This is a genomic window from Acidovorax sp. FHTAMBA, assembly GCF_038958875.1.
Taxonomy (GTDB): domain Bacteria; phylum Pseudomonadota; class Gammaproteobacteria; order Burkholderiales; family Burkholderiaceae_C; genus Acidovorax.
Genome location: NZ_CP152407.1, coordinates 798,485 through 823,506, shown reverse-complemented (window position 1 = coordinate 823,506; position 25,022 = coordinate 798,485). Strand labels below are relative to the sequence as shown.

Annotated in this window: 27 protein-coding genes; 12 read left to right on the top strand and 15 right to left on the bottom strand. The window is 66.1% G+C overall.

Annotation, left to right across the window (positions count from 1 at the left end; genetic code table 11):
* Positions 1-122 precede the first annotated feature (122 nt).
* Complete coding sequence (locus AAFF19_RS03835; protein ID WP_182119702.1) at positions 123-1,151, top strand: tripartite tricarboxylate transporter substrate binding protein; 1,029 nt, start codon at positions 123-125, stop codon at positions 1,149-1,151.
* Positions 1,152-1,170: 19 nt separating this feature from the next.
* Here AAFF19_RS03835 and AAFF19_RS03830 read toward each other — a convergent pair whose 3' ends face one another.
* Entirely contained in the window at positions 1,171-1,491 is a 321-nt protein-coding gene (locus AAFF19_RS03830; protein WP_182119701.1) for a DUF1840 domain-containing protein, read from the bottom strand.
* Positions 1,452-2,783: a class I SAM-dependent methyltransferase gene (locus AAFF19_RS03825; RefSeq protein ID WP_182119700.1), complete on the bottom strand. Its 1,332-nt coding sequence runs from the start codon at positions 2,781-2,783 to the stop codon at positions 1,452-1,454. Before AAFF19_RS03825 ends, AAFF19_RS03830 begins: the two co-directional genes overlap by 40 nt.
* A 112-nt stretch (positions 2,784-2,895) precedes the next feature.
* Here AAFF19_RS03825 and AAFF19_RS03820 point away from each other — a divergent pair, with 112 nt between their 5' ends.
* The 6 genes from AAFF19_RS03820 to AAFF19_RS03795 all read left to right on the top strand — a co-directional run bounded on the left by AAFF19_RS03820 (position 2,896) and on the right by AAFF19_RS03795 (position 10,147).
* A complete protein-coding gene (locus AAFF19_RS03820) occupies positions 2,896-5,247 on the top strand; it encodes a bifunctional salicylyl-CoA 5-hydroxylase/oxidoreductase (protein ID WP_342721343.1) in 2,352 nt (783 codons plus the stop codon).
* 6 nt (positions 5,248-5,253) lie between these two features.
* Positions 5,254-5,739 carry a MarR family transcriptional regulator gene (locus AAFF19_RS03815; RefSeq protein ID WP_182119698.1) on the top strand — a complete coding sequence of 162 codons (486 nt, stop codon included), beginning with the start codon at positions 5,254-5,256 and terminating at the stop codon, positions 5,737-5,739.
* A gap of 267 nt (positions 5,740-6,006) precedes the next feature.
* Positions 6,007-6,861, top strand: a complete 855-nt coding sequence (locus AAFF19_RS03810) for an enoyl-CoA hydratase family protein (RefSeq protein ID WP_008907123.1) — start codon at positions 6,007-6,009, stop codon at positions 6,859-6,861.
* A 4-nt stretch (positions 6,862-6,865) separates the two neighbouring features.
* Entirely contained in the window at positions 6,866-8,071 is a 1,206-nt protein-coding gene (locus AAFF19_RS03805) for an acyl-CoA dehydrogenase family protein (protein ID WP_342721342.1), read from the top strand.
* Positions 8,072-8,078: 7 nt separating this feature from the next.
* Positions 8,079-9,740, top strand: a complete 1,662-nt coding sequence (locus AAFF19_RS03800; protein ID WP_008907121.1) for an AMP-binding protein — start codon at positions 8,079-8,081, stop codon at positions 9,738-9,740.
* The gene (locus tag AAFF19_RS03795; RefSeq protein ID WP_008907120.1) at positions 9,737-10,147 is read left to right on the top strand and encodes a RidA family protein; all 411 of its coding nucleotides are present in this window, start codon (positions 9,737-9,739) and stop codon (positions 10,145-10,147) included. Before AAFF19_RS03800 ends, AAFF19_RS03795 begins: the two co-directional genes overlap by 4 nt.
* Positions 10,148-11,107: 960 nt before the next feature.
* On the opposite strand, the gene AAFF19_RS03790 is transcribed toward AAFF19_RS03795, so the two are convergent.
* Positions 11,108-12,055: an EamA family transporter gene (locus tag AAFF19_RS03790; protein WP_034695283.1), complete on the bottom strand. Its 948-nt coding sequence runs from the start codon at positions 12,053-12,055 to the stop codon at positions 11,108-11,110.
* 97 nt (positions 12,056-12,152) lie between these two features.
* Here AAFF19_RS03790 and AAFF19_RS03785 point away from each other — a divergent pair, with 97 nt between their 5' ends.
* Entirely contained in the window at positions 12,153-12,614 is a 462-nt protein-coding gene (locus AAFF19_RS03785; protein WP_008906442.1) for an Lrp/AsnC family transcriptional regulator, read from the top strand.
* Positions 12,615-12,634: 20 nt separating this feature from the next.
* Here AAFF19_RS03785 and AAFF19_RS03780 read toward each other — a convergent pair whose 3' ends face one another.
* The 12 genes from AAFF19_RS03780 to phnG form a co-directional block, all read right to left on the bottom strand.
* Positions 12,635-13,216, bottom strand: coding sequence for a phosphonate degradation HD-domain oxygenase (locus tag AAFF19_RS03780; protein ID WP_008906441.1), 582 nt, complete (start codon positions 13,214-13,216; stop codon positions 12,635-12,637).
* A 12-nt stretch (positions 13,217-13,228) separates the two neighbouring features.
* A complete protein-coding gene (phnE, locus tag AAFF19_RS03775) occupies positions 13,229-14,035 on the bottom strand; it encodes a phosphonate ABC transporter, permease protein PhnE (protein ID WP_034695282.1) in 807 nt (268 codons plus the stop codon).
* Between the two features lie 34 nt (positions 14,036-14,069).
* Positions 14,070-15,014, bottom strand: coding sequence for a phosphonate ABC transporter substrate-binding protein (phnD, locus tag AAFF19_RS03770; RefSeq protein WP_182119690.1), 945 nt, complete (start codon positions 15,012-15,014; stop codon positions 14,070-14,072).
* Positions 15,015-15,053: 39 nt separating this feature from the next.
* On the bottom strand, positions 15,054-15,914 hold the full coding sequence (gene phnC, locus AAFF19_RS03765) for a phosphonate ABC transporter ATP-binding protein (RefSeq protein ID WP_008903089.1): 861 nt from the start codon (positions 15,912-15,914) through the stop codon (positions 15,054-15,056).
* A gap of 186 nt (positions 15,915-16,100) precedes the next feature.
* Positions 16,101-17,255 (bottom strand): alpha-D-ribose 1-methylphosphonate 5-triphosphate diphosphatase, encoded by a 1,155-nt coding sequence (locus tag AAFF19_RS03760; RefSeq protein WP_342721341.1) that lies wholly within the window; start codon positions 17,253-17,255, stop codon positions 16,101-16,103.
* Positions 17,252-17,983: a phosphonate C-P lyase system protein PhnL gene (gene phnL / locus AAFF19_RS03755; protein WP_182119688.1), complete on the bottom strand. Its 732-nt coding sequence runs from the start codon at positions 17,981-17,983 to the stop codon at positions 17,252-17,254. The genes AAFF19_RS03760 and phnL overlap by 4 nt, the downstream gene beginning before the upstream one ends.
* Entirely contained in the window at positions 17,980-18,768 is a 789-nt protein-coding gene (gene phnK / locus AAFF19_RS03750) for a phosphonate C-P lyase system protein PhnK (protein ID WP_008903092.1), read from the bottom strand. Before phnK ends, phnL begins: the two co-directional genes overlap by 4 nt.
* Complete coding sequence (locus AAFF19_RS03745; RefSeq protein ID WP_008903093.1) at positions 18,765-19,226, bottom strand: GNAT family N-acetyltransferase; 462 nt, start codon at positions 19,224-19,226, stop codon at positions 18,765-18,767. Before AAFF19_RS03745 ends, phnK begins: the two co-directional genes overlap by 4 nt.
* The gene (locus tag AAFF19_RS03740; protein WP_008903094.1) at positions 19,223-20,152 is read right to left on the bottom strand and encodes an alpha-D-ribose 1-methylphosphonate 5-phosphate C-P-lyase PhnJ; all 930 of its coding nucleotides are present in this window, start codon (positions 20,150-20,152) and stop codon (positions 19,223-19,225) included. The genes AAFF19_RS03745 and AAFF19_RS03740 overlap by 4 nt, the downstream gene beginning before the upstream one ends.
* Entirely contained in the window at positions 20,149-21,261 is a 1,113-nt protein-coding gene (locus tag AAFF19_RS03735) for a carbon-phosphorus lyase complex subunit PhnI (RefSeq protein WP_008903095.1), read from the bottom strand. The genes AAFF19_RS03740 and AAFF19_RS03735 overlap by 4 nt, the downstream gene beginning before the upstream one ends.
* A gap of 2 nt (positions 21,262-21,263) precedes the next feature.
* Entirely contained in the window at positions 21,264-21,905 is a 642-nt protein-coding gene (gene phnH, locus AAFF19_RS03730; protein ID WP_182119686.1) for a phosphonate C-P lyase system protein PhnH, read from the bottom strand.
* Positions 21,902-22,414: a phosphonate C-P lyase system protein PhnG gene (phnG, locus tag AAFF19_RS03725; protein ID WP_121422099.1), complete on the bottom strand. Its 513-nt coding sequence runs from the start codon at positions 22,412-22,414 to the stop codon at positions 21,902-21,904. Before phnG ends, phnH begins: the two co-directional genes overlap by 4 nt.
* A gap of 75 nt (positions 22,415-22,489) precedes the next feature.
* On the opposite strand from phnG, the gene phnF reads away from it, so the two are divergent.
* The 4 genes from phnF to arsC are packed head-to-tail and all read left to right on the top strand — an operon-like array spanning position 22,490 to position 25,017.
* Positions 22,490-23,272 carry a phosphonate metabolism transcriptional regulator PhnF gene (gene phnF / locus AAFF19_RS03720; RefSeq protein ID WP_008903098.1) on the top strand — a complete coding sequence of 261 codons (783 nt, stop codon included), beginning with the start codon at positions 22,490-22,492 and terminating at the stop codon, positions 23,270-23,272.
* Positions 23,259-23,987, top strand: a complete 729-nt coding sequence (locus tag AAFF19_RS03715; protein WP_182119684.1) for a DUF1045 domain-containing protein — start codon at positions 23,259-23,261, stop codon at positions 23,985-23,987. Before phnF ends, AAFF19_RS03715 begins: the two co-directional genes overlap by 14 nt.
* A complete protein-coding gene (phnN, locus tag AAFF19_RS03710; protein WP_008903100.1) occupies positions 23,984-24,598 on the top strand; it encodes a phosphonate metabolism protein/1,5-bisphosphokinase (PRPP-forming) PhnN in 615 nt (204 codons plus the stop codon). The genes AAFF19_RS03715 and phnN overlap by 4 nt, the downstream gene beginning before the upstream one ends.
* A complete protein-coding gene (gene arsC / locus AAFF19_RS03705) occupies positions 24,595-25,017 on the top strand; it encodes an arsenate reductase (glutaredoxin) (RefSeq protein WP_008903101.1) in 423 nt (140 codons plus the stop codon). Before phnN ends, arsC begins: the two co-directional genes overlap by 4 nt.
* Positions 25,018-25,022 lie beyond the last annotated feature (5 nt).

Genomic DNA, 25,022 nt, shown 5'->3' with positions numbered 1-25,022 from the left:
GTAACTCCTGAAACAGGGCACACCTGCGAAGCGCAGCCCACTGCGATGCGGGTTATCCATCTGCACGGATCAGTGCGCCGCGCTTAAAACAATGAGCACAGCACACATATGAAAGGCACACAATGATCCGGATCGCTCAACAACACCGTCGCCACGCCCTGTCCACCATTGCTGTGTTGGCACTTGGTTCGTTCTCCGCTTTGGCGACCACGGCCGCGCACGCGCAGGCGGCGTGGCCCAACAAGCCCGTGCGCATCATCGTGCCCTTCGCGCCGGGCGGCACCACCGACATCCTGGCCCGCGCGCTGGTGCCGGACCTCAGTGCGGCACTGGGCCAGCAGTTCATCGTGGACAACCGCGCCGGCGCCGGCGGCAACGTGGGAGCCGATATCGTGGCGAAATCGCCCGGTGACGGATACACCTTGCTGATGGGCACCGTGGGCACGCACGGCATCAACCGTGCGCTGTATGCCAAATTACCCTTCGATCCCATCAAGGACTTTGTCCCCATCACGCTGGTGGCGGCAGTGCCCAATGTGATGGTGATGAACGCCGACAAGGCGCGGCAGATGGGCGTGAAGAACGTGCAGGACTTCATCCGGGTGGCCAAAGCCAATCCGGGCAAATTGAACATGGCGTCCAGTGGCAATGGCACATCGATCCACCTGGCGGGGGAGCTTTTCAAGAGCATGACGGGCACGTACATGCTGCATCTGCCCTACCGGGGATCGGGCCCTGCGCTGATGGACATGGTGGCGGGCAATGCAGATGTGATGTTTGACAACCTGCCCTCCTCCATGGCGCAAATCAAGGGCGGCAAACTGACGGCGCTGGCGGTGACGAGTGCCGAGCGCTCCGGCGCGCTGCCCGACATTCCCACCGTGGAACAGGCCGGTGGGCCATCGCTCAGGGGCTACGAGGCCAGTTCGTGGTTTGGGCTGCTGGCCCCGGCAGGCACGCCGCCCGAGATCGTGAACCGGATTCAGCAGGAGGTGGCCAAGTCGCTGGCTTCACCTGCGATGAAGGAGCGTCTGATGGCGCAGGGGGCGATTCCCGGTGGCAACACCCCCGCCGAATTTGCCAAGCACATCGACAGCGAACACAAGAAGTGGGCGCAGGTGGTGAAAGCGTCGGGGGCGAAGGTGGACTGAGTCTGCTGCGAAGTGCCTCTTACACGCCCCACACCACATCGACATTCTCTGCCGCGCTGCGCCTGAGCATGTCGATAAAAGGGGCGGCCCGCTGGCGCAGGCGCACCGTGTCTTTGCGTTCGTTGTTGGCAGCTTCCTCTTCGGTCTCGTCCTCCACCGCGGGTTGTGCTTCGTCTGCCAGCACGGCGGCCTCCAGCGCGGCGATGGCTGCGGGGATCTGGGCGGCCGTCACGATGCCATTGGCGCCAGGTGTCTTGCCGATGATTTCCAGAATCTGGCGGCCCTGGGGTTCCAGCATGATCAGGTCGGCTGCGGCGCGGGATTTGAACTTGTAGAGCATGGTGATGTGTCTTTCTGGTTCCAACCAGGGGAGTAGATGTAGTCGCGAGTGAAAGGGTAGACCGATTGTGCGCCGGGCAAGGCACCTGTGGCCGTATTTCCATCGGGCCTGGTGGCCAGCATCTGGTGCAGTGCCATCCAGCCGCGCTCAAACCCCAGGGCACTGCCCGCAAGATACAGGCGGTATGCACGCAAGACCTTATCACCCTGCTGCGCCCCACCCTGTGCGGCCAGCACCTCCCGGGCCGCAGGCAGCTGGGCCTCCAGGGCGTCGGACCACGCCCACAGGGTGCGCGCGTAGTGGGGCCGCAGGTTTTCTGTGTCCACCATCTCCAGCCCCGCGCGGGCCATGTCGTGCAGCACCGCGCTCACATGCAAGAGCTCCCCACCCGGAAAGATGTAGTGCTCAATGAAGTCGCCCATGCCTGCACCCAACTGCGCGTTGTCCACCGCACCCGCAGTGATGCCGTGGTTCAGCACCAGCCCGCCGGGGCGCAGCAAGCGAAACACGGTATCAAAGTAGCGCCCCATCTGCGCGCGGCCCACATGCTCGAACATGCCGACCGACGCGATCTTGTCAAAGCTCCGGTGGGTCTCCAGCTCGCGATAGTCCTGCAAATGCACCCGCACACGGCCTTGCAGACCGCGTTCATGGATCAGCCGCTGCACATGCGCGTGCTGGTTGCGTGACAGGGTGATGCCTGTGGCGTTCACACCATAGTGCTCGGCCGCCCACAGCAGCAGCCCGCCCCAGCCCGCGCCAATGTCCAGGAACCGGTCCCCAGGCTGCAGCTGCAGCTTGCGGCAGATGTGGTCGAGCTTGGCCTCTTGAGCCTTGGCCAGCGTCAGGTCTGGCGCGCGGTAGTAGGCACACGAATACACGCGGCGCGGGTCGAGCCACAGCGCATAGAAGTCATCCGACAAGTCATAGTGAAACTGCACATGGCGCGCGTCGTGCGCCAGCGTGTGCACCGCCATCGACCGCGCGCGTGCCAGCACACGGTGCCACCAGCCATCGTGGTGGTCGCGCGCCGGATCGCGCGTCAGCAGCCCTGCCGCAGCGGCCATCAGGTCGCGCATGCCGCCTTCCAGCGCCACCCGCCCCTCGACGATGGCGGCGCCCACGTTGCCAATCTCGCCCGTGGCCAGCGCTACCAGCGCCATGCGGTCGCGAAAGCGCAAGGTCACCGCCGGGTCAGGTGCGCCCAGTTTCTGGCCCGCGGGTAGCTGGACCGCCATGGGCACCGGCAAAGTCGCCAGCCGCCCCTCCAGGGTGTGCAGCAAGTGCTTCATGCGCCGCATCTTGAAAAGTTCGCTGCGGCGCGTCAACACCCCATGGAACCCTGGGGGCTTCGCCGGGAACGCCCCATTGACAGCACTTTGTTTAAGCCTAAACTATTTTCCCATGAACATCCTCTGCATTGGCGGCGGCCCCGCAGGCCTTTATTTCGCCCTGCTGATGAAGCAGCAGAACCCGGCGCACAGTGTCACCGTGGTGGAGCGCAACCGGCCGTTCGACACCTTCGGCTGGGGCGTGGTGCTGTCGGACCAGACGCTGGCCAACCTGCAAGCGGCCGATGCGCCCACGGCAGCGCTCATCGGCGATGCGTTCAACCATTGGGACGATATCGAGGTGTTCTTCAGGGGCCGCAGCGTGCGCTCCACCGGCCACGGCTTTTGCGGCATTGGCCGCAAGCGGCTGCTTAACATCCTGCAGGACCGGTGCCTGGCGGTGGGCGTGGAGCTGGTGTTCGAGACCGACGTGGCCGACGACCAGGCGCTGGCTACGCAGTACAACGCCGACCTGGTCATTGCCAGCGACGGCCTGAACAGCCGCATCCGCACCCGCTACGCCACCACCTACCAGCCCGATATCGACCTGCGCGAGTGCCGTTTTGTCTGGCTGGGCACACACAAAAAGTTGGATGCTTTTACGTTTGCTTTCGAACAGACCGAGCATGGCTGGTTCCAGGCGCATGCCTACCAGTTCGATGCCGACACCTCCACCTTCATCATCGAAACGCCCGAGACTGTGTGGAAGGCCCACGGCCTGGACGCCATGGAGCAACCCGAGGCGATTGCGTTTTGCGAGAAGTTGTTTGCCAAATACCTGGACGGCAACGCGCTTATCAGCAACGCCACGCACCTGCGCGGCTCGGCCAACTGGATCCGTTTTCCGCGTGTGATCTGCAACACCTGGGTGCACCGCGAAGTTATCGGCAGCAAGCAGGTGCCCATCGTGCTGATGGGCGACGCCGCGCACACCGCACATTTCTCGATTGGCAGCGGCACCAAGCTGGCGCTGGAAGACGCCATCGACCTGGCCAACGAGTTCGCCACCAGCTTGCCCATCGACGAAGTGCTGCAGCACTACGAGGCACGCCGCAGCGTGGAGGTGCTCAAGATCCAGAACGCCGCACGCAACAGCACCGAGTGGTTTGAAAACGTGGCGCGCTACACCGGCATGCCCATTGAGCAGTTCACCTACTCGCTGCTCACGCGCAGCCAGCGCATCAGCCACGAGAACCTGCGGCTGCGCGATGCAGCGTGGCTGGAGGGGTACGAGGCGTGGCTCGCCGGAGGTAAGGCCGCCGTGCCGCCCATGCTCACACCCTTCACGTTAAAGAGCGTGACTCTGAAGAACCGCATCGTCGTCTCGCCCATGGCCACCTACAGCGCGGTCGAGGGCGTGCCGCAGGACTTCCACCTGGTGCACCTGGGCGCGCGGGCCCTGGGCGGTGCAGCGCTGGTGATGGTGGAAATGACCAGCCCCACGCCGGAAGGGCGCATCACCCCCGCCTGCACGGGCCTGTGGAATGACGCGCAGCAAGCCGCCTTTGCGCGCATCGTGAACTTTGTGCACGGCAGCAGCACGGCCATGATCGGCCTGCAGCTCGGCCACAGCGGCCCCAAGGGCTCCACCCGCGTGGGCTGGGAGGGCACGGACGAGCCGCTGGAGGCGGGCAACTGGCCCCTGCTGGCCGCCAGCCCCATCGCCTACGGTGCACAGAACCAGACCCCCGCTGCCATGACCCGCGCCGACATGGACCGCGTGACCGCCGCGTTTGTAGAGAGCGCCCGCTGGGCCGTGGCCTGCGGCTTTGACTGGCTGGAACTGCATTGCGCACACGGCTACCTGCTGGCCAGCTTTTTGAGCCCCGTCACCAACCAGCGCACGGACGACTATGGCGGCAGCCTGGACAACCGCTGCCGCTACCCGCTGGAAGTGTTCGCCGCGCTGCGCGCCGTGTGGCCCGATGACAAGCCCTTCAGCGTACGCATTTCGGCCCACGACTGGCTCCCGGATGGCAACACCGCTGACGACGCGATTGCCATCGCACGCCTGTTCCAGGCCGCGGGCGCCGACCTGATTGACGTCTCCTCCGGCCAGACCACGCGCGACTCGCGCCCCGTGTACGGCCGCATGTACCAGACGCCGTTTGCCGACCGCATCCGCAACGAGGTGGGCATTGCCACCATGGCGGTGGGCGCGATCACCGAGGCCGACCACGCCAACAGCATCATCGCCGCCGGCCGCGCCGACCTGTGTGCCATTGCACGCCCCCACCTGGCCGACCCGGCCTGGACGCTGCACGCCGCCGCGCAGCTGGGCCCTGTGGCCGCAGCGCACACCGACTGGCCTGTGCAATACCACAGCGGCCGCGACCAGATGCTGCGCGAGATTTCAAAACAAAAACAGGTCGCAGCGCTTACCAGTCAAGCGCAAGCAGCTACCAAAATTGAAGCAATCGAGTAAGCCACCATGGATCTCGAAGCCCGCCTGCACGGCGCTGCCCCCAGCGAGCACCCCGAGGCCTTGCGCCTGTGGCTGCGCCTGCTCACCTGCACCCAGCTCATCGAAAAGCAGGTACGCAGCCACCTGCGCGCGCAGTTCGACACCACCTTGCCACGCTTTGACCTGATGGCGCAACTGGAGCGCGCGCCGGACGGCATGAAGATGAAAGAGCTCTCGCGCCGCATGATGGTGACGAGCGGCAACATCACCGGCATCACCGACCAGCTCGTGGCCGAGGGGCTGGTCGAGCGCATGGATGTGGAAGGCGACCGCCGCGCCTACCTGGTGCGCCTCACGCCGCAGGGCCGCGCGCAGTTCAACACCATGGCGCGCCAGCACGAGCAATGGATCGTCGAGGCCTTCGCCGCGCTGGGCGAGCGCGACATCGCCACCCTGTACCGCCTGCTGGGCAAGGTGAAGGAACACACACAGAACAACGAGAGCGTGTCATGAGCTTTTACGTACCCACGTTGGGCCACAAGGCCTGCGATCGCAAGGCGCAGGCCGCCGCCAAGGCCCGTGCCTTGGCAAGGACTGCAACGCAGCGAGCGCTGGCCTTTTGGCCCAACCCTTCGGGAAAGCCGGGGAAAGGCCCGCCCACGTTGTTGCAGGCCGCTTGCAGTATCCATACTGCGGCGCGTCCTGCGCCTAGTTGTCGGGCCTTTCCCCGACTTTCGTGGGCACGTAAAAGTTCATGACACGCTCTAAGGAGACAGCCGAATGAAGCACTACATCGGGGCGAGCAACCCCATGCGCGAGCAGTTCAACCCGCAGGCCAGCTATGTGGCCGAGCACTTTGCCTGGAGCTTTGCCGATGGGGTGGGCACCGTCACGCTCAACCGGCCGGACCGCAAGAACCCGCTCACCTTCCAGAGCTATGCCGAGTTGCGCGATTTTTTCTATGCGCTGCGCTTCGCCACCGACGTGAAGGCCATCGTGGTGACCGGCGCAGGCAGCAACTTCTGCTCGGGCGGCGACGTGCACGAGATCATCGGCCCGCTGACCACCATGACCATGCCCGAGCTGCTGGAGTTCACGCGCATGACGGGCGACCTGGTGAAAGCCATGCGTGCCTGCCCGCAGCCCGTGCTGGGCGCCATCGACGGCATCTGCGCAGGTGCGGGCGCGATGATGGCGCTGGCCTGCGACATGCGCTACGGCACCGAGGCGACCAAAACGGCCTTTCTCTTCACCCGCGTGGGCCTGGCCGGTGCCGACATGGGCGCCTGTGCGCTGCTGCCGCGCATGATCGGCCAGGGCCGCGCCAGCGAGCTGCTGTTCACAGGCCGCGCGATGACGGCGCACGAAGGCCTGGCTTGGGGCTTCTTCAACGACCTGTATGAAAGCGCCGACCTGCTGGCCAACGTGCAGGCCACGGCGCGCGCACTGGCCGACGGCCCCACCTTCGCCCACGGCATGACCAAGACCATGCTGAGCCAGGAGTGGAGCATGACCATCGAGCAGGCCATCGAAGCCGAAGCGCAGGCCCAGGCCATCTGCATGCAGACGGAAGACTTCCGACGGGCGTATGAGGCGTTTGCCGCCAAGCAAAAGCCCGTATTCCAGGGAGATTGAACCCATGCACGTTGCAACGCCCCCGGCCCCACGCCCGCCCTCGACGGCGCACCTGGCCCTGCCCTTTTTTGACGATGCCCACCGCACCCTCGCCGAGGGCCTGGTGCCCTGGGCAGCCGCGCAAGAGGTCGATGAAACCGATGACCGCGCCGCCTGCCGCGACTGGGTGCAGCGCCTGGGCGCGGGCGGCTGGCTGCGCTACTGCGTGCCTGCCGCCCACGGCGGCGCCCTTCCCGCGCTCGACTCGCGCGCGCTGGTGCTGCTGCGCGAAACGCTGGCCTACCACTCGCCGCTGGCGGACTTTGCGTTCGCGATGCAGGGGCTGGGCAGCGGCGCGATCACGCTGGCGGGCAGCCCGGCGCAGCAGGCGCACTACCTGCAGGGCGTGGCGCGCGGGGAATTGATTGCGGCGTTCGCACTGAGCGAACCCGAAGCGGGCTCGGACGTGAGCGCTATGCAAACAGTAGCTACCAGCGCTTATCCATCAACCGCTAGCGGCCAAAAACACTCCTATTCCCTCACCGGAACCAAGACCTGGATCAGCAACGGCGGCATTGCCGACTTCTACTGCGTGTTTGCCAAGACCGACCCGGCAGGCGGCACGCGCGGCATCAGCGCCTTCATCGTCGATGCGAACACGCCGGGGCTGGACGCCTCGCGACACATCCACGTGATGGCGCCGCACCCGCTGGCCACCCTGCTGTTCACCAACTGCACCGTGCCTGCCACGGCATTGCTGGGTGAAGAGAACGGCGGCTTCAAGCTGGCCATGCGCACGCTGGACATCTTTCGCGCATCGGTGGCCGCCGCCGCCCTGGGCATGGCGCGCCGAGCACTGGCCGAGGCGGTGCACCACGCGCGCCAGCGCCGCATGTTCGGCCAGACGCTCGCCGACTTCCAGCTCACGCAGGCCAGGATCGGCGAGATGGCCGCGCTGGTGGACAGCGCCGCGCTGCTGACCTACCGCGCGGCCTGGCTGCGCGATCAAGGCCAAGCCCGGGTGACCGCCGAAGCCGCAATGGCAAAAATGACCGCCACCGAAAACGCCCAGCGTGTGATCGACATGGCGCTGCAGCTGCACGGCGGGCGCGGCGTGGAGGTGGGCAGCAAGGTCGAATCGCTGTACCGAGACATCCGCTCGCTGCGCATCTACGAAGGCGCCACCGAGGTGCAGCAACTCATCATTGGCAAGGCCGCTTTGCAGGAGTGATCTGAATATGAGTGTTTCTTCCGCCCAGCCCGACCACTTTGTGCACGACCGCCTGCCGCCACAAAGCGCCTGGCCCACGCTGCGTTATGACCTGCCCGAGCTGCAGATTCCGGATCAGGCCAACCTGGTGCACGCCCTGTTCGACCAGGCCGAGCGGGCCGAGCGGGCCGGCAACATCGACCGCCCGTTGCTGCGCGGCCCGCACCGCACCTACACGTACCGCGACGCCCGCACCGAGGCCGCGCGCATTGCCGAGGTGCTCACGCAGGACCACGGCCTGGTGCCCGGCAACCGCGTGCTGCTGCGCGGCGGCAACACGGTGGAGATGGCGCTGGCCTGGCTGGGCACGGTCTACGCCGGGCTGATAGCGGTGGCCACCATGCCGCTGCTGCGCGCGGGTGAGCTGGCCAACATCATCGAGCGCGCCCAGCCCACGCTGGCGCTGTGCGATGGCCGCCTGCTGGCCGAACTGGCGGCGGCGCAAGACCAGCACCCCGTGCTGACCACCATCGTGCCCTTTCATACCGCCACGGATCCTGCCGACCTGCTGCAGCGCGCCCAAGGCAAGCCCGGCAGCATGCAGCCCTGCCCCACATCGGCCGATGACATCGCGCTGATGGCATTCACCTCGGGCACCACAGGCGCACCCAAGGCCGCCGTGCACACGCACCGCGACGTGCTGGCAGGCTGCGAGGCCTGGCCACGCCATGTGCTCAAGGCCACGCCCGACGACATCGTGGCGGGCTCGCCACCGCTGGCGTTCACCTTCGGACTGGGCGGGCTGCTGGTGTTTCCGATGTGGGCCGGGGCCAGTGTGTACTTCCCCGACCAGCCCTACACGCCCGAAACCATGGTGACGCTGATGCGCGACGCGGGCGTCACCATCAGCTACACCGCGCCCACGTTCTACCGGCAGATGGCTCCTTTCGCGAAGAAGATCGGGCTGCCGCAACTGCGCATCTGCGTGAGCGCGGGCGAGGGCCTGCCCGACGCCACGCGCCAGCTGTGGAAGGACGCCACCGGCATCGACATGACGGACGGCATCGGCGCCACGGAGATGTTCCACATCTTCATTTCATCGGCAGGTGGCGAGGCGCGGACAGGCGCCATCGGCAAGGTGGTGCCCGGCTACACCGCCAAGGTGGTGGATGACGATGGCAACGAGGTGCCACGCGGCACCGTAGGCAAGCTCGCGGTGATTGGCCCCACGGGCTGCAAATACCTGGATGACCCGCGCCAGGCCAAATACGTGAAGGACGGCTGGAATTACCCGGGCGACGCGTTCACGCAGGACGCCGACGGTTATTTCTTCTACCAGGCGCGCGATGACGACATGATCATCACCGCCGGCTACAACGTGGGCGGCCCCGAGGTGGAAGACGCCCTGCTGCGCCACCCGGCTGTGGCCGAGTGCGGCGTGATCGGCGTTCCCGACGAAGAACGCGGCATGGTGGTCAAGGCCGTGTGCGTGCTCAAACCCGGCCACACGGGTGATGCCGCCATGGTGAAAACTTTGCAGGACCATGTGAAGGCCACCATCGCCCCGTTCAAATACCCGCGCGTGGTCGAGTTCGTGACCGCGCTGCCCCGCACCGAAACCGGCAAGCTGCAACGCTTCAAGCTGCGCCAGGCCGCTGCAACCCCTCAAGCGGAAGTGAAAGCACCATGACACTGCAACACGCCCTTTTGCAGCCCGAGGGCTGGGTCACCCCCAAGGGGTATGCCAACGGCGTTGCCGCACGCGGCACGATGGTTTTTACTGGCGGCCAGATCGGCTGGAATGCGCAGCAGCAGTTTGAGAGCGATGACTTCATCGACCAAACGCGGCAGACGTTGTTGAACGTGCGGGCTGTGCTGGAAGCCGGAGGCGCAGGGCCTGAGCACTTGGTGCGGCTGACCTGGTACGTGGTGGACCGCACGGAATACAACGCGCGGTTGAAGGAGCTGGGCGCCGTGTACCGCGAGGTGCTGGGCAAGAACTTCCCGGCCATGGCCTGTGTGCAGGTGGCGGGGTTGATGGAGGACCGGGCGAAGGTGGAGATTGAGGCGACGGCGGTGGTGCCGGATGTTGGTTGAGATTCGTCGAAGTCAGTCGTTTTTCGATGAAATTGGCTTACAGCGCCCGTCCTTTAAGCGGTAGGTGCTATTATGTTTGAAGCATTTGCACCGCCCCACCCGTTCGGGCTGAGCCCGTCGAAGCCTGGGCGTCATCCCCAACCGTTCGGGCTGAGCTTGTCGAAGCCAGGGCTTGGGCGCTGATCTGGCAGCATGCCTTTGTTCAGGGCGGGAGCCGGGGTGTGCGCCCGGCGGCGCAGTAACTTTCTCTTGTCTCGCCAAGAGAAAGTCACCAAAGAGAAGGCGACCCTACACGCTGCGTCCCTTCGCTTCCCTGCGGGCAACCTGCGGTGCTCGGTTTTGGCGGGGTCTCGCTCAACTCGCGCCGCTTCGCGTCACTCAAACAGACGCGAGCCCTGATCCGCCAAAACCTCCGCTCCTCGGCGCATCCTGAAGGGAACCCGGGGATCGGACTTCCACACGGGCCATTGCTTCGCTGCGCTTCGCTCGGCCCGAACACGCAGGCGCTTCGCGCCGCGACCGCGAGGCCGAGCGAAGCAATGGCCCGTGTGGATGTTCGGATGTTCGGCTGTCCCACCCCTGCTGGCTGCGCCTGCGGCGGGGCAGTTGAGGGGTGAGCATGCGCGTCGGAGCGCGCATGCCTCGTAATCTGACTCGCCGTGGCTGTCCGAGCGGCGCGCGCAGCGCAGAGCGAGTTCCACGGCGCACCCCGCAACCGCCCCGACGCAGGTTTGCCCCTTCGCACAGCGAAGGGGTCGCAGACTGGGGGGCGCCCTTTCTTTGGTGACTTTCTTTCGGCGACGCGAAAGAAAGTTACTCGCCGCCGGACGACTCCCGGCCTCCGCCCTATGCAACGGCACGCCACCCAAACCAGCGCGCAAACCCAGGCTTCGACAAGCTCAGCCCGAACAGGTTGGGGAAGAGATGCACACAGCCTCCACCCACCTGCCCCCACCCCGCCTACCCCGCCCGATACCCCATCAACCACGCCCGCCGCCCCGCCCACCACACCTGCAGCGCCTTGCCATACAAGATAAAAACCAGCGCCGCAGCAATCAGCGGCAATGCCGCAAACACCCACCCCGTCAACAACTCGCCCCCCAGCGCCACCCCCACCAGCAACGCCACCGCCGGGTTCACAAACGAATAACTCCCCGCCAACGCAGCCGACGTGTTCTGCAGCAGCCACAAATAGGCATTGAGCGCCACCAGCGTGCCAAACACCAGCAGATAAATCCATGCAGCCCATGACCTGGCGCTCACCTGGCCCAGCGCAGACAACGGCTCGAACCACAACGCCACCACCAGCCCCATGGCACCACCAGCAAACCACTGCGCGGCTGCGGCCATGGCCGGTGCCGGCAACGACAGTCTGCGCGAGGCGTACGAGCCGATGCTCCAGCACAGTGGAGCGCCAAACGCCAGCAAGGCGCCCAGCCAGGTGGCCGAAAAATCACCCTCCAGCGCCAGCAGCAGTGCGCCCACCACCCCCAGCGCCAGGCCAACCCAGCTGGTGAAGGGCACACGCTCGCCGCCCCAGCGCGACCACAACGCCAGCCACATCGGCATGGTGGTCACCACCGTGGCCATCAGGCCCGAGCCGATGCCCAGCTTTTGTGCAAAGCCAATGAAATTCATGGCCAGAAACACCATGAGCCCACCTACCAGGGCCGAGTTGCGCCACTGGGCGCGTGTGGGCAGAGCGTGCCCCTGCCACACCGCAAGCAGCAGCATGACGCCGCCTGCGCACAAAAAGCGGATGGCGTTCATCAGCAGCGGCGGCAAACTCTCCAAGGCAATGCCGATGGCGAAATACGTGGTGCCCCACACCACGTAAACCAGCACCAGTGCCACCGCCACCATCCAGTTGCGTTGCTTACGGGCTTGCGCATTGAAAATTGCCGGCATATTCTTCACCTGACCGAATAATTTATGGAAATCCGAGCGTTTACGGAATTTTTACCAAAATCAGGGCCATATGCAAGCAAATATTCAGACGGATGACATGGACGCCAGAATTATTTCGGCGCTTGGTGCAGATGGCCGGCGTTCCTATGCCGAAGTGGGCGCCGAGGTGGGCCTCTCGACCGCCGCCGTGCACGAGCGCGTGAAGAAGATGCTGGACAAGGGCGTGATCCGCCGCTTTTCCATCAGCGTGGACCCGGAGCGCGTGGGCCTGAACTTCACCGCGTTTGTGGCCATCCGCAACGACGGCGGCATCCACTGCCGGGACGTGGCACCGCGCCTGCGCGCCATGCCGCAGGTAGAAGAGCTGCACAGCGTGGCGGGCGAGTACGACTTTCTGGCCAAGATCCGCACCACCCACGCGCGTGCGCTGGAAGATGTGATCTACGAGATCAAGGCCATTGCAGGCGTGGCACGCACGACCAGCACCGTGGTACTGAACACCGAGTTTGAAGACCGGCCCATGGACCTGGGCTGGATGGGAACCGGCAAAGGAGGCTGACGCGAACCGCCTGCGGATGTTTACGACGCAACGGCTACAGGATCGACCACAGCATCAGCCTCAGGGCGCTGGGCCAGACGCTCCACCATCGCCATGTAGTAGCCCAGTGGCGGCGTGGCCAGCGCTGGCACCTTGGCATGGTCGTCATAGCGGCGCAGACGGATGGCCTCATGGGCGAAGGGCTGGGCGGCGAACAGGACCGCTTCCTGGGCCGTGAAGGCTCCGCCCTGCAGCACCAGACTGTGCTGCGACGCGGGCGAGAGCGTCTCCCAGTAGCCCGGCTCCATCGTGCACAGGTAGCGCTTGGCATCCACATGCAGGCGGATGGGCTCCAGCACCGCGTCGGGCAGCAGGCCACGCAGGAACGGGATTGCCATGTACTGGTGCAGGTCGTCCTGTTCGGCCGTGTCGCCCCCGGGCGCCAGCAGGTGGCCCAGGTCGTGCAACAGGGCCGCAACGATCGTGGCCGGGGTTTCGCCCGACTTCTCGGCCCACTGCGCGCACTGCAGTGCATGCTCCAGCTGGCTGACCGCCTCGCGGCCGTATTGGTTCACGCCGCGGGTTGCGAGCAGGTGGGTGATGTCTTCAAGGCTCAATGCCATCGTCTTTCCTTGTCAGACCAAAGCCTTGCGGATGCGGGCGGAGACGAGGTCGATGACGCTCACCGTGACCACAATGATCAGCATCACGGCGCAGGTCTCGGCGTACTGGAAGCCCCGGATGATTTCCCACAGCACCACGCCAATGCCGCCCGCCCCCACCATGCCCACCACCGAGGCAGAGCGCACATTGGCTTCAAAGCGGTACAACGTGAAAGAAATCCACAGAGGCATCACCTGCGGAATAACGCCGTAGATGATTTCGTGCAGTGCACTGGCTCCGGTGGAGCGGATGCCCTCCACGGGTTGCGGGTCAATGGCCTCCACCGCTTCGGAGAACAGTTTCGCCAGCGTACCCGAGGTATGGATCCACAACGCCAGCACGCCCGCAAACGGCCCCAGCCCCACGGCCACCACGAACAGCATGGCAAACACCATTTCGTTGATGGCGCGGAACGCATCGAGCACCCGGCGCACCGGCTGGTAGACCCACCAGGGCACGATGTTGGAGGAGGCCAGCAGCGCCAGCGGAACTGCCGTGATCACCGCCAGCGCCGTGCCCCACAGCGCAATCTGCAGGGTGACCAGCATCTCCTGCACATAAAGCTCCCACTGCGAAAAATTGGGAGGGAAGAACTCCGCCGCATAGCGGGCCATGTTGCCCGAGTCGCTCAGCAAGTCCAGCGGGCGCATGTCCGCGCCCTTCCAGGACGCTGCCAGCAGCACGAGCAGGATGCCCCACGACAGGTACCACACCAGGCTGCGCCTGGGCGCCGTATGGCTGGCGAGGGCTGCCAGCGAAGGATTCAGAGCAGAGGACATGGAGACACCCGGGCAGCAATGAAATACGAGCGGCTTACTTCAGCGACGCCAGCTGTTGGTCGATCTCGGCCAGGCGCGACTTTTTGTCGGCATCGGCCAGGGTGGCATCGCTCTCGATCTTGTTGCGCTTGCCGAACAGGTCGAGCTGGCGAATGGGCATCAGCTGGGCATTGGTCGATGGCTTGAAGCCCGAGAGCTTGGAGATCTTCATCACGATCTCTTTCTCGCGCGCATCGGTCTTGGCGTAGTTGTAGAAGAAGTCGCGGATCCTGGTCTTGGTGGACTCGGGCATTTCCTTGTGGAGAACCAGAGGATCGAGCGCGATCAACGGCGAGGTCCAGACAATCTTGATGTCCTTGAACTTCTCGGGTTGGCGCTCCTTGATTTTGTCCAGGTTTTCGCTGTTGTTGGTGGCCACGTCCACCTGCTTGTTGGCCACGGCCAGCGCATTGGTCTCGTGGTTGGCGCTGCGCACGATCTTGAAGTGGGTTTTCACGTCGACCTTGTTTTGCGCAAACGCGTAGTAGCCGGGCACCAGAAAGCCCGAAGTGGAGTTGGGGTCGCCATTGCCAAAGCTGAGCGACTTGCCGTTCTTGAGCACGTCGTCGAGCGTGTTGTGAGGACTGTCCTTGTGCACGATGAGGTGTGAGTAGTAGCCCTGGGTGCCGTCGGCATTGACCATCTGCGCGAAGACTTCGGCGTTGGCGCGGTCCACCGCCTCCATGGCCGATTTGTTGCCCAGCCAGGCCACCTGAACCTTGTTGAAGCGCATGCCTTCAATGATGCCGGCGTAGTCCGGCGCAAAGAAGGCGCGGATCTTGAAGCCCGTCTGCTTGGCCATGTCGTCCAGCAGTGGCTGCCAGTCGGCCTTGAGGTTCTGCGTGGCCTCGGTGGAGATGATGCCGAAGTTGATGTCCTGGGCGTGGGCGCCGGAAAGACCCAAACCCAGAGCGAGCGCGGAAAGCAGTTTTTTGAACATGGGGAAACTCCAGAGGGAAGACAAAGAATCACTGCCCGATCAGGCAGCGCGAACCATGGCAGGTGCCCACTGAGGGGTTGGTGCAGCAACCGGCGCAGCCACCGGATGCAAGGGCATGGCGTCCGCAAGGATTTCGTCGGCGTGCACGCCATACAGGCTTCGCAACAGTGCGGGCGTAAGGGCGGCCGAGGGGCCGTCGTACACCACCTGCCCGTGGTGCAACGCCACCACGCGCGGGCAGTATTTGATGGCCACATCCACCTGGTGCAGCGACACGATGACGGTGCAGCGGTCTTCGCGGTTGATGCGCGCAAGAATGTCCATGACCTTGCGCGAGGACTCGGGGTCCAGCGACGCAATGGGCTCGTCGGCCAGCACCACCTTGGCGCCCTGCACCAGGGTGCGCGCAATCGCGGCGCGCTGCTGCTGCCCGCCCGACAGGGTGGACGCGCGCTGCGCATGGCACTCGGCAATGCCCACGCGGTGAAGGGCCTCCAGCGCCAGGGCGCGCTCCTGCGGCTTGAACATGCGCAGCCAGCCGCGCCACGAGGGCGTGCGGTGCAGCAGGCCCACCAGCACGTTCATCAACACGGGCAGGCGGTCCACCAGGTTGAATTGCTGAAACACAAAGCCCACCTGCGAACGCACCTTGCGGATGTCGCTGTGGATGCGTCCGCCCTGCTGCACGCAGCGGCCATCCACCTCCACCAGCGACTCGCTGTTGCCATCGGCCACCACCAGGCCGGCCACATGGCGCAGCAGCGTGGATTTGCCCGAACCCGAGGCCCCGATCAGTGCCACCATTTCGCCCGACTGCACCGTCAGGTCGATGTCGCGCAGCGCGTGCTTGCCATTGGCAAAGTGCTTGTTCAGGCGCTGGATGCGCAGGGCAGTGGACATGGTGGATCTCCTGAAAAATCTGTCTAGACAACCGCAGTGTGCGGAGCTTGCGTGACAGTGGCTTGACGGTTTCGGGAAGTTTGGGTGTCAGCGCAAGTGAGCGGATGCAGCACCCTGCGCACTACAAACTCAATAGCTAGTAGCGCTTGCTGTGAGAGCGTTGGATGCCAATTTGGCTTATTTTTTCTACAGCACGCGCTGGCCTTCGCGCCATACGCCGCGCACCACGGCCTGGCGGCTGCCATCCGGCAGCTCGGCCATGTGCACCTGCACCAAGTCGGCGCGCAGGCCGGGCGACAGCTCACCGCGATCAGCCATGCCCGCCGCCTTGGCCGGACTGCGGGTGACGGTGGCCACGGCCTGTGGCAGGGGCAGGATGCCCTCCTGCACCAGCCGCATCACCGCGCTGAGCAGGCTGCCGGGCACGTAGTCGGACGAGAGGATGTCCAAGAGCCCGCGGCGCGCCAGATCAGCCGCCGCCACGTTGCCCGAGTGCGAACCGCCGCGCACCACGTTGGGCCCGCCCATCACGGTGAGCAGCCCGCGCTCGTGCGCGGCCTGGGCAGCGGCCAACGTGGTAGGGAACTCCGACATGGCCGCCCCCTCGGCATGGGCCTGCTCCACATGCGCCACAGTGGTGTCGTCGTGGCTGGCCAGCGAGATGCCATGCGTGCGGCAGTAGTCCACAAAGTACGCGCGGTGCGGCTCGGCGTATTGCGCCTGCAGCGTGGCCGCATGCGCCACCTGGCGCTCGAACTTATCGGCGCTCCAGCCCTTCTTGCCGGTGTAGTAGGTGCGCGCCTGCTCGATGTTCTCCCACTGGCGCTGGCCCGGGGTGTGGTCCATCAGCGAGATCAGCGACAGGCGCGGGTGGCCGTGGAAGGGCTCGAACAGGTCGATGGTGTTGGGTGCGGGCAGCTCGCAGCGCACATGCAGGTGATGGTCTGCGCGCAGCAGGTTGCGCTCGGTGCAGGTGTCGATGGTGTCGAGCACGCGGTTCCAGGCGCTGCCACGCAGACTGTCCACATCGGCCTCGCCCACGCCCAGCGCGTCCAGCACCGTCGTGATGCCTGCGGCCGCAATCTCTGCGTCGTGCGCCAGCAGTGCGGGCATCTCGGCCCATTGCACCTTGGGGCGCGGCATGAGGTGGCGCTCAAAATTGTCGGTGTGGATTTCCACCAGGCCCGGCAACAGGTAGTCGCCCCCCAGGTCGATGCCTTGCAGGGCCGAGGTGGCCCCGCTGTCCAGCGACGCGATGCGCCCGCCATCCACTTGCAGGCTGCCCTGCACCACTTCGCCCGGCAGCACCATGCGGGCGTTCTTGAACACGGTCGCAGTCATGCCGATGCTCCCCGAAAGTCACCCACGTTCACGCGACGCGTGGCCACGGCGGCACCTACCTGGGCGTCGTGAAAAATGCCGACCAAGGCCGCCCCGCGCTCCACCGCCTCGCGGATCATCGCAATCACCGTTTCGGTGTTGGCCGCATCGAGCGATGCGGTGGGCTCGTCGAGCAACAACAGCGGCTTGGGCTTGATCATGTTGCGGGCGATGTTGATGCGCTGCTGCTCACCGCCGGAGAAGGTGGCGGGTGGCAGGTGCCACAGCCGCTCGGGAATGCGCAGGCGGGTCAGCCACTGGCGGGCAGCCTCACGCGCTGCCTCGATACCTGCAGGGTCGTCCCCCGCGTCTTCGGCCAGCGGCTCTGCCACCACGTCCAGCGCCGACACGCGCGGGATGACCCGCAGGAACTGGCTGACATAGCCCACGGTGTCGCGCCGCAGCTGCACCAGCGCACGCGGCGTGGCCTGCGTCACATCCACCACGGCGCCATCGGCCGAACGCACCGTGATGCGCCCCGCATTGACCCGGTAGTTGGCGTAGATCATCTTGAGCAGCGTGCTCTTTCCCATGCCCGAGGGGCCGTCCAGCACCACACATTCACCGGGCTGCACGGCCAGGTCCACCTGGGCAAGCACAGGCAGTTCGATGCCGTTCTGGTGGTGCAGGGTGAAGCGCTTGGTCACCCCTTGCATCTGGAGAATGGGCGCAATGGAAGACTGGTTCATGGCTGCAGTACCGAAGAAACGAGGAGCTGGGTATAAGGGTGTTGCGGGTCGTCGAGCACCTGGTCGGTCAGGCCCGCCTCCACCACGCGGCCGCGCTGCATGACCACCATGCGGTGCGCCAGCAGGCGCGCCACGGCCAGGTCGTGCGTGACCACAATGGCGGCCAGTTGCATCTGCCGCGTGAGCTGGCGCAGCAGGTCCAGCAGGCGCGCCTGCACCGACACATCAAGGCCCGAGGTGGGTTCGTCCATGAACACCAGACGTGGCTGCGTGACCAGGTTGCGCGCAATCTGCAGGCGCTGGCGCATGCCGCCTGAAAACGTGCGCGGTGCATCGTCGATGCGCGCGGCATCGATCTCCACGCGCTGCAGCCATTCCGTGGCCGTGGCGCGCAGGCGGCCGTAGTGGCGCTCGCCCAGGCCCATCAGGCGCTCGCCCACGTTGGCACCGGCGGACACATCCATGCGCAGGCCGTCCGCCGCGTTCTGGTGCACAAAGCCCCAGTCGGTGCGCGCCAGCAAGCGTTGCTGGGCTTCGGACATGGCATAGATGTCCTGCAGCTCGCCGCTGCGCTGGCGGAACTGCACCGTGCCTTCGTCCGGGGCGCTGCGCGCCGCAATGGCGTTGAGCAGCGTGGACTTGCCGGAGCCCGACTCGCCCACCACGGCCAGCACCTCGCCCGGCCACAGATCAAAGGACGCGCCTTGCAGCGCCACGCGGTCGCCATAGCGCTTGCTGACATTGCGCACGCTCAGCAGCGGCGCAGAAGGTTCGGGGTGATTCATGTGAGGGTCTCGACAACAAAGCTCAGGCCATGCTGCGCAAAGCCCAGGGATTCATAGAAGGCATGCGCGCCCTTGCGGCGGGCGTTGGACGAGAGCGCGAGCTTGTAGCAGCCCGCGTCGCGCGCCTGCTGCATGGCGTGGGCCATCATCTGGCGGCCAATGCCTCGGCCCTGCTGGTCCTGTGCCACTACCACGTCTTCCACGATGGCCGAGGGCGTGCCCCGGTGCGCCAGGTTGTGCATGACGAGCAGCGCATAGGTGCCCACCACGGCGCCGTGCTGCGCGGGGTCGCAGGCCACCCACAGGCGGTAGCTGGGGTAGCGGGCGAACTGGGCCCACACGGCCTGGGCTTCTTCCAGGGTCAGCACGTCGGCCGGGCTGTCTTCAATGGCGGCATACAGCGCCAGCACGCTCTCCAGGTCGGCCTGCCCGGCTTCGCGGATGTGCACAGCGCTCATGCGGCGCCGCCTTCCACCTGCGCAGATTCGGCCTGCTGCACCTGCTGTGCTTGGCGCTCCTGGCAGTAGTCCGAGTCCGAACACACGTGCATGCGCCCGCCCTGATCGTCCGTGATGACCTCGTCCAGAAAACTGTCCGTGGCGCCGCACAGCGCGCAGGCGGCGTCCCAGCGCTGCACCTCGAACGGGTGGTCCTCAAAACCCAGGCTCTCCACCGGTGTGTAGGGCGGCACGGCGTAGATGCGTTTTTCGCGGCCCGCACCAAACAGCTGCAGCGCGGGGTTCATGTGCATCTTGGGGTTGTCGAACTTGGGGATGGGCGACGGCGCCATCACGTACCGGCCATTGACCAGCACGGGGTAGTCGTAGGTGGTAGCGATGTGGCCGTAGCGCGCAATGTCCTCGTAGAGCTTGACATGCATGAGCCCGTACTCGGCCAGGCCGTGCAGGGTGCGCGTTTCGGTCTCGCGCGGCTCCAGGCGTTGCATGGGCTCGGGCACCGGCACCTGGTAGACGATGACCTGGCCCTCGGCCAGCGGTGTCTCGGGGATGCGGTGGCGCGTCTGGATCAGAGTGGCCTCGCGCGTGCGGGTGGTGGTGGCCACGGCGGTGGTGCGCTCGAAGAAGCGGCGGATGTTGACCGCGTTGACCGTGTCGTCCGATCCCTGGTCGATGACCTTGAGGCAGTCCTGCGGGCCGATGATGGACGCGGTGACCTGGATGCCGCCCGTGCCCCAGCCATAGGGCAGCGGCATTTCGCGCGAGCCAAACGGCACCTGGTAGCCGGGGATGGCCACAGCCTTCAGGATGGCGCGGCGGATCATGCGCTTGGTGCGCTCGTCCAGGTAGGCAAAGTTGAAGTGGCCGTCCACCGGCGCTGCGTCGGCGGGCAAGCCCATCACGGCGGGTTCCATGGGGGCGTTCATGCGGCGTCCTCCTCTGCGGGGGTTGTGGGGTGGGCGGCAGCGGCGCGCATCTTGCGCACCAGCTCCAGCTCGGACTGAAAGTCCACGTAGTGCGGCAGCTTCAGGTGCTGCACGAAGCCTGAGGCCTCCAGGCTGTCGCTGTGGCCCAGCACGAACTCCTGCATCTGCGCAGGGGACTCGACGGGCTCACCCAACTCGTCGGCGCGCAGGGCGCGGTCCACCAGACTCATGGCCATCGCCTTGCGCTCGCTGTGGCCAAAGGCCAGGCCGTAGCCGCGTGTGAACTGCGGTGGCTGGCTCTTGCTGCCGGCAAACTGGTTCACCATCTCGCACTCGGTGATCTCGATATCACCAATGTCGATGGCAAAGCCCAGTTCTTCGGGTTCGATCTCCACGGCCACCGTGCCCAGGCGCACCTCGCCTACAAACGGGTGCGAGTGCGAATAGCCACGCTGGGTGGAATACGCCATGGCGAGCAGGAAGCCCTCGTCGCCCCGCGCCAGGTTTTGCAGTCGCGTGGCCCGGCTGGCGGGGAAACGCAGCGGCTCGCGAGTGAGATCGGTGGGCATGGGATCACCCGGCGGCACAGGGCGGGTCTCGATCAGCCCTTCATGGTTGAGCAGGTCCACCACACGCGGTGTGTTGGGAGGCGTGAAGGCCGCCGCACTGCCTTGCGCAGCAGGTGCTGCAACTGCTTCGCCCTGCGCGAGCAAAGTGAAGTCGAGCAGCCGTTGCGTGTAGTCGTAGGTCGGGCCCAGCACCTGTCCGCCGGGCAGGTCCTTGAAGGTGGCAGAGATGCGCCGGTCCAGCGCCATGCGGCTGGTATCGAGCGGGCACGTGGTGCCCAGGCGCGGCAGCGTGGCGCGGTAGGCGCGCAGCAGGAAGATGGCTTCCACCAGATCGCCCGCCGCCTGCTTGATGGCAAGGGCCGCAAGCTCGGGGTCGTACACCGATCCCTCGGTCATGACGCGGTCCACCGCCAGCTTGAGCTGCTGGCGGATCTGCGCCACCGAGAGTTCAGGCTGTGCCGCATCGCCCCGGCGCTGGCGGGCCAGCAACTGGTAGCTGTTGAGAATGGCGGCTTCTCCGCCTTTGACGGCTACGTACATGCTCAGGCCTCCTGAAGGGCAGTGGCACCGCGCGTTGCCCGCGTGGTGCGTGGCAGACCCACGATGTGGTCTGCAGTGGCCAGCAGCAGATCCACACCGCGTGGAAACACCCCATGGTTGGCCGCCCACTGGGCCTCGAAGTCGTCGGGCAAACCATCCACCTGCAAGGCCGCCACCTTCTGGATGCCGGGGCCACGCAAGTGCCACGCATCACTCGCGTCCGCCGTGGTTTCGGCGGCACGCAATACGTCGACCACACAAGTGGCCGACTGGTCGGGGTAAATGTCGGTACCCTGGGCCAGACTGCCCAGCGTGGGCAGTGCGTCGCCCTGCGCTACCCATATGAAGCGGGCCTGCGCAGCGTCGGCCACCAAGGTACAGCCTGTGTGAAAACGCAGCCAGGCACCGGCATCACGGGCTGCCAGCCTGGGCGAGAGCCACAGCGTGCAGTCACTGTCGAGCAGCGCCAACAGCACGGCAGCCGATGCGGCATACCCCACAGAGGGGTTCTGCGCGTCGTGTTCTACCGATACCGTGCGGCCGGGATGCGACAGCGCCTGCAGTACCGCGCGGAACACCGCCTGGCTGCCAAAGGCTTCGTTCGAAAATCCGGCACCCAGCGATGCCAAGGGGTTCGTGCTCATTCGGTGTCCTCGTCGTTGTCGGCACCGCTCTCGCGCGCCACGGTAAAGAAGTCCACCTTGGTGCTGGCAGCCCGCGCCTGGCGCTCGGCCTGCGTATTACGCAGGTGGTTGCGGATGGGTTCGAGCAGTTGTGCGTCCAGCACCGGTTGCTGAACAGGGTCTTGCAGCAGCGCATCGGCCAGGGCCGCCAGCTGCACCTGGCGGTGCGATCGGCCCAGCACGTAGGCCACGCCCACAGTGGCCTCGGCGGCGTCCGATGCGTCGGCCACGCGCAGCGCGCAGCGGGTGACGGTGACCTCGCCGAGGTTGAAGCGCTCGCCCGTGCCACCGGCGCGGCCCTGCACCATCATCAGGCCGGTCTCGGGCGCTCGCAGCCAGCGCGCGGGGCGCGTGGCATGCTCGTGCAACGCAGATTCGAGCAGCCCCAGCGGCGCCCGGGCCAGCAGCGCCATCCACTGCGCGCGGCCCAGGGGGCGGCCCGGCCCCGGGTTGTCAAAGGCTTGAAACATGGAAGTGGTACCCTGAAAGTTGTATAGACAAATTGAACAACTGGCGCCAGCTTAAAGAGCGCGCATGTAGGTTTCATGACAGCCAGCACCACCTCTCTCACGACCCCGCTACAGGTCCCGCAAGCACCACCACTGCGCCCTGCGCGCGACAGCTTCTGGACGCGCATTGCCGCCGAGCTGGCCGAGGCCATCGGCAGCGGCGTTTACCCTCCCGGTCAGCGCCTGCCCTCGGAGCACGCGCTGGCCGAGCAGTTCGGCGTGAACCGCCACACCATCCGCCGCTCGCTCGCCAGCCTGTGCAGCCAGGGGCTGGTGCGCATCACGCAGGGCAGCGGCACCTATGTCGAAGACTTTGCGGTGGACCTGGTGCTGGGCAAGCGCACGCGCCACCAGCAGGGCCTGGCACAGGCGGGGCTGCGCGGCAGCCTTGTGGTGCTGCAGGCGCAGACCACGCGGGCCACGGCTGCCTTGGCCAAGGCGCTGCAGGTACCCGCGCGCAGCCCGCTGCTGGCGCTGCGCGTGCGGGGCGACGCCGAGGGCCAGCCCCTGCACATCAGCGAGCGCTACTTTCCCCTGCCCCGCTTCGAGAACCTGGCGGCCGTGGTGCGCGAGACAGGCTCCATCACCGCCGGCTTCACCGCCCACGGCGTGGCCGACTACACACGCCGCGAAAGCCGCATCACCGCAGAGCTGCCCAGCGCTGAAGTGGCCGCCCAGTTGCGCCAACCCACCTCACGCCCCGTGCTGCAGGTAGAAAGCCTGAACGTGGACCTCGCAGGCACGCCCATCGAATGGGCCCGCGCCTGGTTTGCGGGCGACCGCGTGAAACTGACCATTGACCACGATGAACACGCCTGAGATGCCACCCACCCACCACCGCTATGCGGTCTATTTCGCACCCAACCCGGGCAGCCTGGGCTGGCTGGCTGGCAGCCACTGGCTGGGGCGCTGCGCCGCGCTGCTGCAGCCGCTGCAGCAGCTCGCCATCGACGGCGTGGCGGCGGACGACCTGCACCGCCTAACCGCAGCGCCCCGCCGCTACGGCTGGCACGCCACGCTCAAGGCGCCGTTTGCCCTGGAACCCGGCACCGACTGGATCACGCTGCACCAGGCCGTGCAGTCCGTGGCACGCGGGCTGCAACCCTTTGTGTTGCCGCCGCTGCAGGTGCAACGCATCGACGACTTTCTGGCGCTGGTGCCCCCGGCGTTGCACCCCGCCAATGCGCAGATCCAGGAGACCGCCGCCGCCTGCGTAACCGCGCTGCAGCCCCTGGCCGCCCCTCTTTCTGACGCGGACCTGGAGCGGCGCCGCGCGGCAGGGCTCACCGCCCGGCATGACGCACTGCTACAGCAATGGGGCTACCCGTTTGTGCTGGACGAGTTCCGCTTTCACATGTCGCTCACCGGCAGTCTGGCGCAGGTGGACCCGCCAACGCAGGCGCTGGTGTTCGAGGCTGCACAGGAATTCTTCTCGGACCTGCCCAACCTCCAATTCAACAGCCTCGCCTTGTTCGCAGAGCCCACGCCCGGTGCAGACTTTGTGCTGCTGGATCACCTGGAGATGGGCGCATGACCACCGGCAGACTGATTTACTGCATGGGCCCCTCGGGCGCGGGCAAGGACAGCCTGCTGGACTGGCTGCGCGCCCACCTGCCCCAGCCCTGCACCGTGCACTGGGCGCAGCGCACCATCAGCCGTGCCGCCACATCCGGCGGCGAAGCGCATGACAGCGTTTCGCCCCAAGCGTTTGCTGCACTATGCAGCGAGCACGCGTTTGCCCTGCACTGGCAGGCCAACGGCCTGGGCTACGGCGTACGGCATGCGCAACTGGCGCCGCTGGCGCAAGGGCACTGGGTGCTGCTCAATGGCTCGCGTGCCTACCTGCCCCAGGCCCTGGCGCGCTTCCCGGACCTCGTAGCGGTGCACATCACCGCCAGCCCGCAGGTGCTGCGCGCACGGCTGCTGTCGCGGGGCCGCGAGACGCGCGAAGAAGTGGAGGCCCGGGTGCAGCGCGCGCTGGCGTACACACCGCCCCCAGGCACTGTCAGCCTGGAAGTGCACAACGACGGCGCGCTGAGCGATGCAGGCCAGCGGCTGCTGAGCGCGCTGGAAAATTTGCCGGGCTGGCCCCGGCGCAGTGGCAAACTTTCGCCCGTTGCTCCCTTACTTTCCAGCACGCCATGACCACTATCACGATCTATCACAACCCGAAGTGCGGCACGTCCCGCAACACCCTCGCCATGATCCGCAACAGCGGCGTGGAGCCCGAGGTCATCGAATACCTGAAAACCCCGCCCGACCGCGCCACGCTGGTGGCGCTGATTGCTGCCACGGGCGAGCCAGTGATCAACGCCGTGCGCACCAAGGAGGCGCTCTTCACCGAGCTGCAACTGGACGCACCGGGCGTCACCGATGCGCAGCTCATCGCCGCGATGCTTCAGCACCCCATTCTCATCAACCGCCCCATTGTGGTCACGCCCCTGGGCACGCGGCTGTGCCGCCCGTCCGAGAAGGTGCTGGACATCCTGCCTGCGCCGCAGCGAGGCGCTTTCACCAAAGAAGATGGCGAAGTCGTCATCAACGCGCAGGGCCAGCGTGCCTGAAGCCA

Bases quoted from the DNA above. Each gene is read 5' to 3' on its own strand.
- AAFF19_RS03715 (WP_182119684.1), top strand. From the start codon at position 23,259: ATGAACACGCCTGAGATGCCACCCACCCACCACCGCTATGCGGTCTAT.
- AAFF19_RS03745 (WP_008903093.1), bottom strand. From the start codon at position 19,226: ATGAGCGCTGTGCACATCCGCGAAGCCGGGCAGGCCGACCTGGAGAGC.
- phnN (WP_008903100.1), top strand. From the start codon at position 23,984: ATGACCACCGGCAGACTGATTTACTGCATGGGCCCCTCGGGCGCGGGC.
- AAFF19_RS03790 (WP_034695283.1), bottom strand. From the start codon at position 12,055: ATGCCGGCAATTTTCAATGCGCAAGCCCGTAAGCAACGCAACTGGATG.
- AAFF19_RS03805 (WP_342721342.1), top strand. From the start codon at position 6,866: ATGCACGTTGCAACGCCCCCGGCCCCACGCCCGCCCTCGACGGCGCAC.
- AAFF19_RS03830 (WP_182119701.1), bottom strand. From the start codon at position 1,491: ATGCTCTACAAGTTCAAATCCCGCGCCGCAGCCGACCTGATCATGCTG.
- AAFF19_RS03740 (WP_008903094.1), bottom strand. From the start codon at position 20,152: ATGAACGCCCCCATGGAACCCGCCGTGATGGGCTTGCCCGCCGACGCA.
- phnG (WP_121422099.1), bottom strand. From the start codon at position 22,414: ATGTTTCAAGCCTTTGACAACCCGGGGCCGGGCCGCCCCCTGGGCCGC.
- AAFF19_RS03825 (WP_182119700.1), bottom strand. From the start codon at position 2,783: ATGAAGCACTTGCTGCACACCCTGGAGGGGCGGCTGGCGACTTTGCCG.
- AAFF19_RS03820 (WP_342721343.1), top strand. From the start codon at position 2,896: ATGAACATCCTCTGCATTGGCGGCGGCCCCGCAGGCCTTTATTTCGCC.
- AAFF19_RS03780 (WP_008906441.1), bottom strand. From the start codon at position 13,216: ATGGCATTGAGCCTTGAAGACATCACCCACCTGCTCGCAACCCGCGGC.
- phnF (WP_008903098.1), top strand. From the start codon at position 22,490: ATGACAGCCAGCACCACCTCTCTCACGACCCCGCTACAGGTCCCGCAA.
- arsC (WP_008903101.1), top strand. From the start codon at position 24,595: ATGACCACTATCACGATCTATCACAACCCGAAGTGCGGCACGTCCCGC.
- phnC (WP_008903089.1), bottom strand. From the start codon at position 15,914: ATGTCCACTGCCCTGCGCATCCAGCGCCTGAACAAGCACTTTGCCAAT.
- AAFF19_RS03795 (WP_008907120.1), top strand. From the start codon at position 9,737: ATGACACTGCAACACGCCCTTTTGCAGCCCGAGGGCTGGGTCACCCCC.
- AAFF19_RS03800 (WP_008907121.1), top strand. From the start codon at position 8,079: ATGAGTGTTTCTTCCGCCCAGCCCGACCACTTTGTGCACGACCGCCTG.
- phnE (WP_034695282.1), bottom strand. From the start codon at position 14,035: ATGTCCTCTGCTCTGAATCCTTCGCTGGCAGCCCTCGCCAGCCATACG.
- AAFF19_RS03835 (WP_182119702.1), top strand. From the start codon at position 123: ATGATCCGGATCGCTCAACAACACCGTCGCCACGCCCTGTCCACCATT.
- AAFF19_RS03810 (WP_008907123.1), top strand. From the start codon at position 6,007: ATGAAGCACTACATCGGGGCGAGCAACCCCATGCGCGAGCAGTTCAAC.
- phnL (WP_182119688.1), bottom strand. From the start codon at position 17,983: ATGAACCAGTCTTCCATTGCGCCCATTCTCCAGATGCAAGGGGTGACC.
- AAFF19_RS03815 (WP_182119698.1), top strand. From the start codon at position 5,254: ATGGATCTCGAAGCCCGCCTGCACGGCGCTGCCCCCAGCGAGCACCCC.
- AAFF19_RS03785 (WP_008906442.1), top strand. From the start codon at position 12,153: ATGGACGCCAGAATTATTTCGGCGCTTGGTGCAGATGGCCGGCGTTCC.
- phnH (WP_182119686.1), bottom strand. From the start codon at position 21,905: ATGAGCACGAACCCCTTGGCATCGCTGGGTGCCGGATTTTCGAACGAA.
- phnD (WP_182119690.1), bottom strand. From the start codon at position 15,014: ATGTTCAAAAAACTGCTTTCCGCGCTCGCTCTGGGTTTGGGTCTTTCC.
- phnK (WP_008903092.1), bottom strand. From the start codon at position 18,768: ATGAATCACCCCGAACCTTCTGCGCCGCTGCTGAGCGTGCGCAATGTC.
- AAFF19_RS03735 (WP_008903095.1), bottom strand. From the start codon at position 21,261: ATGTACGTAGCCGTCAAAGGCGGAGAAGCCGCCATTCTCAACAGCTAC.
- AAFF19_RS03760 (WP_342721341.1), bottom strand. From the start codon at position 17,255: ATGACTGCGACCGTGTTCAAGAACGCCCGCATGGTGCTGCCGGGCGAA.